Origin of the sequence: Prosthecodimorpha staleyi (assembly GCF_018729455.1) — a bacterium.
GTDB lineage: Bacteria > Pseudomonadota > Alphaproteobacteria > Rhizobiales > Ancalomicrobiaceae > Prosthecodimorpha > Prosthecodimorpha staleyi.
Map to the genome: position 1 here is coordinate 20,985 of NZ_JAHHZF010000023.1, position 7,187 is coordinate 28,171.

Annotated in this window: 9 protein-coding genes; 7 read left to right on the forward strand and 2 right to left on the reverse strand. The window is 71.7% G+C overall.

The annotated features are described in order from the left end of the window. Window positions 1-82 precede the first annotated feature (82 nt). From KL771_RS27420 to KL771_RS27450, 7 genes are all read left to right on the forward strand, one after another. Window positions 83-418 (forward strand): hypothetical protein, encoded by a 336-nt coding sequence (locus KL771_RS27420; protein WP_261971695.1) that lies wholly within the window; start codon window positions 83-85, stop codon window positions 416-418. Continuing rightward, a complete protein-coding gene (locus tag KL771_RS27425) occupies window positions 415-1,206 on the forward strand; it encodes a nucleotidyltransferase domain-containing protein (RefSeq protein WP_261971696.1) in 792 nt (263 codons plus the stop codon). Before KL771_RS27420 ends, KL771_RS27425 begins: the two co-directional genes overlap by 4 nt. A 151-nt stretch (window positions 1,207-1,357) precedes the next feature. After that, complete coding sequence (locus KL771_RS27430; protein ID WP_261971697.1) at window positions 1,358-2,806, forward strand: amidohydrolase family protein; 1,449 nt, start codon at window positions 1,358-1,360, stop codon at window positions 2,804-2,806. Window positions 2,807-2,819: 13 nt separating this feature from the next. Further along, complete coding sequence (gene atzD / locus KL771_RS27435; RefSeq protein WP_261971698.1) at window positions 2,820-3,908, forward strand: cyanuric acid amidohydrolase; 1,089 nt, start codon at window positions 2,820-2,822, stop codon at window positions 3,906-3,908. A gap of 86 nt (window positions 3,909-3,994) precedes the next feature. Then, complete coding sequence (locus KL771_RS27440) at window positions 3,995-4,687, forward strand: winged helix-turn-helix transcriptional regulator (protein WP_261971699.1); 693 nt, start codon at window positions 3,995-3,997, stop codon at window positions 4,685-4,687. After that, complete coding sequence (locus tag KL771_RS27445) at window positions 4,684-5,070, forward strand: DUF488 domain-containing protein (RefSeq protein WP_261971700.1); 387 nt, start codon at window positions 4,684-4,686, stop codon at window positions 5,068-5,070. Before KL771_RS27440 ends, KL771_RS27445 begins: the two co-directional genes overlap by 4 nt. Window positions 5,071-5,184: 114 nt before the next feature. Further along, complete coding sequence (locus tag KL771_RS27450) at window positions 5,185-5,781, forward strand: LysE family translocator (protein ID WP_261971701.1); 597 nt, start codon at window positions 5,185-5,187, stop codon at window positions 5,779-5,781. A gap of 6 nt (window positions 5,782-5,787) precedes the next feature. Here KL771_RS27450 and KL771_RS27455 read toward each other — a convergent pair whose 3' ends face one another. Continuing rightward, window positions 5,788-6,588, reverse strand: a complete 801-nt coding sequence (locus KL771_RS27455) for a glucose 1-dehydrogenase (RefSeq protein ID WP_261971702.1) — start codon at window positions 6,586-6,588, stop codon at window positions 5,788-5,790. A 37-nt stretch (window positions 6,589-6,625) separates the two neighbouring features. Next, complete coding sequence (locus tag KL771_RS27460) at window positions 6,626-6,934, reverse strand: hypothetical protein (RefSeq protein WP_261971703.1); 309 nt, start codon at window positions 6,932-6,934, stop codon at window positions 6,626-6,628. Window positions 6,935-7,187 lie beyond the last annotated feature (253 nt).

The window sequence follows — 7,187 nt, forward strand, 5'->3', positions numbered from 1 at the left end:
CCGCAGGCCGCAGGGGAAGGGGTGATCGGCGCCGGACGACCGGTTACGCTGTCGCCACTGCTTCCGCATGACCGGACCGACCATGCCGAGACCCCGCCTGACGCTTCCTGCGATCGCGCTTGCCGTCGCCCCGCTGGTCGGCGCGAATGGCCTTGCGGCGGCGCCGGCCTGCGACTGGTATGCGGTCCTGCATTGCAGCGCGGATCGGGCCGGCATCGAATACTGGGTCGACCAGACCGGCATCGGCCGCATCGCCGAGCCCGGCTCTCCGCTCGGTGCCGCCTGGCCTTCCGGCCATGTCTGCGCCGTGATGGGGCCCTATGCGCGGTCGGCGGCGCTCGATGCGGTCGAACAGTTCCGCCTCTTGGCGCCGAATGCCCATGCCGAGACGATCTGTGCCGGGGAGAGGCAACCGTGAACTATCCGCCGCTTGGAACCGACGAGATCGCCGCGCGCCTGGCCGAAGTCGCCGCGGAGGCGGGCGTGCGCGTCCTCTTCGCCGTGGAATCGGGCAGCCGCGCCTGGGGCTTCGCCTCGCCCGATTCGGACTGGGACATCCGCTTCGTCTATGCCGCGCCGCTCGCCGAATACCTGACCGTGCGCGCGCGTCGCGACGTGATCGAACGGCCGGTCGACGCGCGCGGCATCGATCTCGCCGGTTGGGATGTGCGCAAGGCGCTGCAATTGCTGCTCGCCTCCAATCCGGCCCTGATCGAATGGCTGCAGAGCCCGATCACCTATGCGGACGACGGCGTCTTCCGACCGGCGGTCGCGGACCTGGCCGCGGCCCATGCCTCGCGCCGGGCGCTCGCACACCACTACCGCTCGATCGCGCGCACCCATTGGGAACGCGATCTGGCCCGGACCGACATCGTCAAGCTGAAGCGCTATTTCTATGTGGTGCGCGCCGTCGCGGCGCTCGCCTTCGTGGCGCGCACCGACGCGCTGCCGCCGATCCGGCTTGCCGATCTGATTGCGGGTGTCGACCTGCCGGCCGACGCGCGCGCCGATCTCGATGACCTGCTGGCCCTGAAGACGAGCCTGTCGGAACTCGGCACCGGCGCCCGCCGGCCGGCCCTCGATCGCTTCATCGCGGCGACGCTCGACGCCATCGACCCCGCCGATCTCGACGATCGGGCGGCCCACCGCGCCGTCTTCGAGGCGGAGGCGGATGCCCTGTTGCGGCGGGTGCTCGGCGCCTCGTGACCGGATCGGCCGAGGCTGCCGCCGGTTGTCCCGCCGGCCTGCCTAACCGCCTGCCAGTGCCGTCGAATCGAGCTGGCATCGGGCGACCGCCAATGTCAGATTTCGCCCTGGCGCCTATCCGAAGCCTGATCGGCCGCCCCATGGAGCCACCGTGACCGAACGAACCCTCGTCGTCGAGAATGCCCTGATCGGCCCCGACTACCGTCCATCCGGCCCGGTGGCGATCGTGCTGGAAGCCGGGCGGATCGGAGCGATGACGCCGCTCGCGGCGGCCCCGCCGGGACGGCGGCTCCTGGCGCTGCCGGCCTTGGCGGATGCGCACAATCACGGTCGGCCGATCTCGACGACCGCCTTCGCGGCCTCCGGCAAGCCGCTCGAATCCTGGCTGCCCCGGCTGGCCGCCATGCCGCCGATCGAGGCCCGGCTCGGCGGGCTCGGCTTTTTCGGCCATGCCGCGCTGGGCGGCGTCGGCGCGGTGATGATCCACCAGACGCGAACCTCCGGCCTTGTGCCGCTCGCCGACGAGGTGCGCGCGCTGGAACAGGCGGCCGGCACGATCGGCATCCAGGCCGCCTATGCGGTTTCGGTGCGCGACCGCAATCCGCTCGTCTATGGCGACGGCGAGCCGGTCCTGTCCGACATGCCGGGTTCCGCCCGGGCGACCATCGAGGCCCTGTTCAAGGCGCCGGCGGTCGATCCCGCCGCCCATGTGGCGATGGTCGAGGCGATCGCAGCTGCGGTCGAACGGCCGGGCTTCTCGGTGCAGTTCGGTCCGAACGGCGTGCAATGGTGTTCCGACGCGCTGCTCGGTGCCATCGCAGAATCGTCCGCCCGCACCGGGCGGCGCGTGCACATGCATCTCCTGGAGACGAAATATCAGCGCGCCTGGGCCGACCGGACCTTCCCGGATGGCATCGTTCGGCATCTTGGCCGGCTCGGTCTCCTGTCGCCGCGGCTGACGCTCGCCCATTGCGTCTGGGCCCGGCCGGAGGAACTCGCCGACTTGGCCGCGGCCGGCGTCACCATCTCGGTCAACACATCCTCCAACCTAGTGCTGAAGTCCGGCATCGCCCCCGTCGCCGCCATGCGCGAGGCCGGCGTCGCCGTGGCGCTTGGGCTCGACAATTCGGCCTTCGACGAGGATGATGACGCGCTGCGCGACCTGCGCCTGTTCAAGCACCTCCAGGCCGGATGGGGCTACGACGAAACCATCACCCCGCAGGACGCGCTGGGCTTCGCCGCCGGCAACGGCCGCCGGTCCCTCGGCCTCGACGGCGCCGGCACGCTCGCGCCGGGCGAACCTGCCGACCTCCTGCTGCTCGATCTCGACCGGCTCGATCCGGACCGGATCCTGCCGATCGATCCCGTGCAACTGGTCTTCACCCGGGCGACCAAGGCGGCGATCGCCGCGCTGGTCGTCGCCGGTCGTACCATCGTGGAAGACGGCCGCCTCGTCGGCACCGACATGGCCGCGGTCGATGCCGAGATCCGCTCCCGGTACCGGGCCGGCATGGCCGACCGGGCCGCCTTCCTGGCCGCCTGGCCGGAGTTGGAGCCGCGCCTGGCGCGCTTCTACCGCGACACGCTCGGCTGCTGCTGAACCGGAGGCGACCGTGCCGCAGACCCTGGTCCATCGCCTGTCCATGACCGGCCCGGACGACACCGCCGGCCTCGCCGCGGCGATCCGCGACGGCCGCATCCGCCCCGACGCGATCGTCGCCATCCTCGGCAAGACCGAGGGCAATGGCTGCGTCAACGATTTCACCCGCGGTTTCGCGGTCCAGTCGCTGCGTCTGGAACTCGCCCGCCACCTGCCGCCCGCGGCGGTCGACCGGATCGCCCTGGTGATGAGCGGCGGCACCGAGGGGGCGCTCGCCCCGCATGCGCTCGTCATCGAGGTCCGTCCCGAAGACCAAGAACGGGCCGGCCCGGCGCTCGCCGTCGGCCAGGCCGTCACCCGCGACATCCGGCCGGAGGAACTTGGCCGCCGCGCGCAGGCCGAGGTGGTCGCCGAAGCGGTCGCCAAGGTGACGGCCGATCTCGGCATTTCCGATCCTGCCGACATTCATTTCGTGCAGATCAAATGCCCGCTCCTGACCATGGAGCGGGTCGCGGAGGCGCGCGCCCGCGGGGTGACGACCGCCACGACCGACACGCTGAAGTCGATGGGCCTGTCGCGCGGCGCCTCCGCGCTCGGCGTCGCGCTGGCGCTCGGCGAGGTGCCGGACGCGGCCGTCACCGATGCGGCGATCGGCACCGACCGCTCGCTCTATTCCACCCGCGCTTCGACCTCGGCCGGCGTCGAACTGCTCGGCCACGAGATCGTCGTGATGGGCATGAGCCCGCGCTGGTCCGGCCCGCTCCGGATCGACCACGCGGTCATGGCAGACGGCATCGACATCGAACCGGTCCGCGCGGCGCTCGCCCGCCTCGGGCTCGCCAGCCCGGGCCAGCTTCCGGCCGCCGACCGGGACCGGCTGGTCGCCCTGCTGGCCAAGGCCGAGGCCCCCTCGACCGGCCGGATGCGCGGCTTCCGTCACACCATGCTCGACGACAGCGACATCTCCTCGACCCGCCACGCCCGCGGCTTCGCGGCCGGCGCGCTCGCCAGCCTCGTCGGCCATGCCGAGATCTTCGTCTCCGGCGGCGCCGAGCACCAGGGTCCGGACGGCGGCGGCCCGGTGGCGCTGATCGTGCGGTGAGGCCAGACGGGGAGGGCGCGTTTGCCCTCCCGGGCCGGTCCGGAATCCGGACCGGCGACGGGCGGGGATCGTGCTAGATTGCCCGCATGACGGGATATGGCCAATTCTGCGCCGTCGCACGGGCGCATGAGGTGCTGGGCGGGCGCTGGACGCTGCTGGTCCTGCGCGAAATCTTGTGCGGCGCCAGCCGTTTCGCCGAGATCCGGCGCGGCATTCCACGCATCTCCAAGACCATGCTGGCCGAGCGCCTGGCCGAACTGGTCGCGATCGGGGCGATCGAACGCCGCGATCTCGGCGACGGGCCGGACTATCGCGCCACGGAAGCCGGTCGGGAGGCGATGCCGATCGTGGCCGCCCTGGCCGTCTGGGGGCAGCGTCACCTGCCGCGCCACGCCGCCGCGGAGGATCTCGATCTCGATCCGGTGCTGGTCGATATGGCGCGCCGGGTCCGCGTTGCGGCCCTGCCGCCGGCGCCGCTGGTCGTCCGGGTCGAACTCGCCGGCCTGCCGCGGCGCTTCCTCCTGCTGAAAGCCGGAGAATCGTCGGCCTGCCTGATCAATCCCGGCTTTCCCGAGCCGGTCGCGATCCGGGGCCGGCTCGACGCCCTGGTCGCCTGGTGGCGCGACGATGTCGGCCTCGCCGAGGCCCGGCGCCGGGGGCTCGTGCTGGAGGGCGACCGCGCGCTGGTGCGCGCCTTGCCGGGCTGGTTCGATCGCTATGCCTTCGCGGCCGTCGGTCCGGCCGCCGCCACGGACCGTTCGGGAGAGCCCGCGCCATGACCCTTCGAATCGTCCGCCTCGGCACGCCGCGTCTGCCCGACGAGGGCTTGCGCATCGGCACGGTGCGCCGGCCGCCGCGCGGGGTGCGAAAGGAGCGCTTCGCCGCCGACGACTGGTACGACGTCTGGTATCCGGAGCTGTCGCCGAGTGCGCCGTTGGTCGCGTCCGCGCAGCAGGCCGAAACGTCGGACGCCTGGGCGGCGTTCGAGAAGGCCTTCCGGCGCGAGATGGCCGAGGCGGCGCCCAGCCATGCGCTCGATCTCCTCGCGGCGCTGTCGCACCGGACGGATCTCTCGATCGGTTGCTATTGCGCCGAGGAGGACCGGTGCCACCGGTCGATCCTGCGCGGCCTCCTCGCCGATCGCGACGCGAAGCTCGACTGACGATGGCGGCAGAGGGCGCCGGCGGGTCCGGATTCCGGACCGGCGACGGAGAAACGGGCGGGCGATAACGGCCTCCAGGCCCCGCGTGAAGCGGGCGCGACGAAGGACCCGCTCATGACCCTGGAAACCGCCCTGGCGCTCGCCCTCTACGCCTTCGTGACCTCGATCAGTCCGGGGCCGAGCAACCTGATGCTGCTCGCGTCGGTGGTCAATTTCGGCTTCGTCCGGACGCTGCCGCAGGTCTTCGGGATCATGACCGGCTTCACCGCACTCCTGCTGGCGATCGGGCTCGGCCTTGGCGCGGCGCTGTCGGCGCTGCCGTCGCTGGTGCCCATCCTGAAGGGACTCGGCGCCGTCTGGCTTCTGCATCTGGCCTGGCGCATCGCCGGTGCGCGCGCCCTCGGCGAGGCCGGCGCCGCCGACGGTCGGCCGCTGCGGTTCCTGGAAGCGGCGGCGTTCCAGTGGGTCAATCCGAAGGCCTGGATCGTCGCGCTGGCGACCATGTCGCTCTATGCCGATGCCGCCCGTCCGATCGCCGCCGCACTTGCCGTTGCCGGGCTGTTCGCGCTCGTCAACCTGCCGAGCGTCTCGGTCTGGGCGCTGTTCGGGACGGCGCTGAAGCGTCTGTTGACCAATCCGGTCCGGCTGCGCGCCTTCAACATCGCCGCCGCGGTCGCGCTGGTCGCCACCCTCTGGCCGCTGCTGCGCTGAGGGCGGTCAGCTCGACCAGTTCTGCCGGAACTCGCCGTAAAGCGTCAGGCCGCCGCAGGCATAGAGGGTCTGGCCGGTGATGTAGCGGGCCTCGTCGGAGGCCAGGAAGGCGAAGACCGGGGCGATGTCGTCCGGGGCGGCGGCGAAGCCCATCGGGATATGGGCCTCGACGGCGGCGCGCGCGGCCGGATCGTCCTTCCAGGCGTCATTCATGTCGGTCAGCACCGCGCCGGGACCGACGGCGTTGACGCGGATGCCCCGATCGGCGAATTCGAGCGCCAGCGTCCGGGTCAGATGGCCGAGCCCGGCCTTGGCGGCCGCATAGGCGGCATATCCCGGCTTCGGGATGATCTGGTGCACGCTGGTCGTGTTGATGATCGTGCCGCCGCCGGGTCGCGACAGGAAATGCCGGATCGCCGCGCGCGACAGCCAGGCGGCGCCCATGAGGTCCACGTCGATCACCGCCCGGAACCGGTCGGCATCGAAGTCCGCACCGGGGGTCTCGGTCTGGAAGCCGGCATTGTTGACCAGGATGTCGAGCCGGCCGAAGCGGGCGACCATGGCGAGGATCATCGCGTCGGCGACGGTCTCGGAGGTGATGTCGCCGTCGATCGCGATCGGGCTGTTCGGGCGGATCGCCTTGAGGGAGGCCAGCGCCTCGTCGGCGCTTTCGGCATCCTGGCGATGGCCGATGCCGACCTCGGCGCCCTCGCGCACGAACCGTTCGGCGACGGCGCGGCCGATGCCACGCGAGCCGCCGGTGATCAGGGCGACGCGGCCAGCGAGGCGTTGGGCATGATCGGGCACGGGCGGGGTTCCTCCGGTGCCGGGACGCAACCGGCCTTCAGTGGCAGACCTGGCTGCGATAGCGGTTGCCGGCCGCGTCGTCGAGCCAGATCGTCCGGCAGTTGCGCAGCGCGCCCGGTGCCGACGGCGTCGAGGGCGGCACCAGCCCGCGCGGCGGCGGCACTTCGCTGCCGTGATAGCGCGGGGCGGTCAGGGCATCGTAGCGGAACTGGCCGGTCTTCAGCGGCGACGGCCCGCTCGCCGGGGCGCCGAAATTCGGCACGCCGCTCTGCGCCTCAGCGACGCCGGCCGACAGGCCCGCCAGCAGCGGCAGCATCAGGAGGGCATGGCGGAAGACAGACGGCATGACGATCTCACAGGCTCTCTCCCTTCTGAGATAGGGCGATCGGTTCCCCTTGAGAAGCGTCGTCGCGACAAAGAAAAGGCCCGGCGGTCGGCCGGGCCTGAAGTGGGGTCTTGGGGGCGGAAGGGAAGAGCAGGAAGGGCAGGAGGTAAGCTGTGCCGTCAGAGACTGAGCGCGGACCGCTCAGTTGCAGACCTTGGTCTTGTAGGGGTTGCCCCAGGAGTCGTAGGCCCAGACCTTGTAGCAGGTCGGCGCG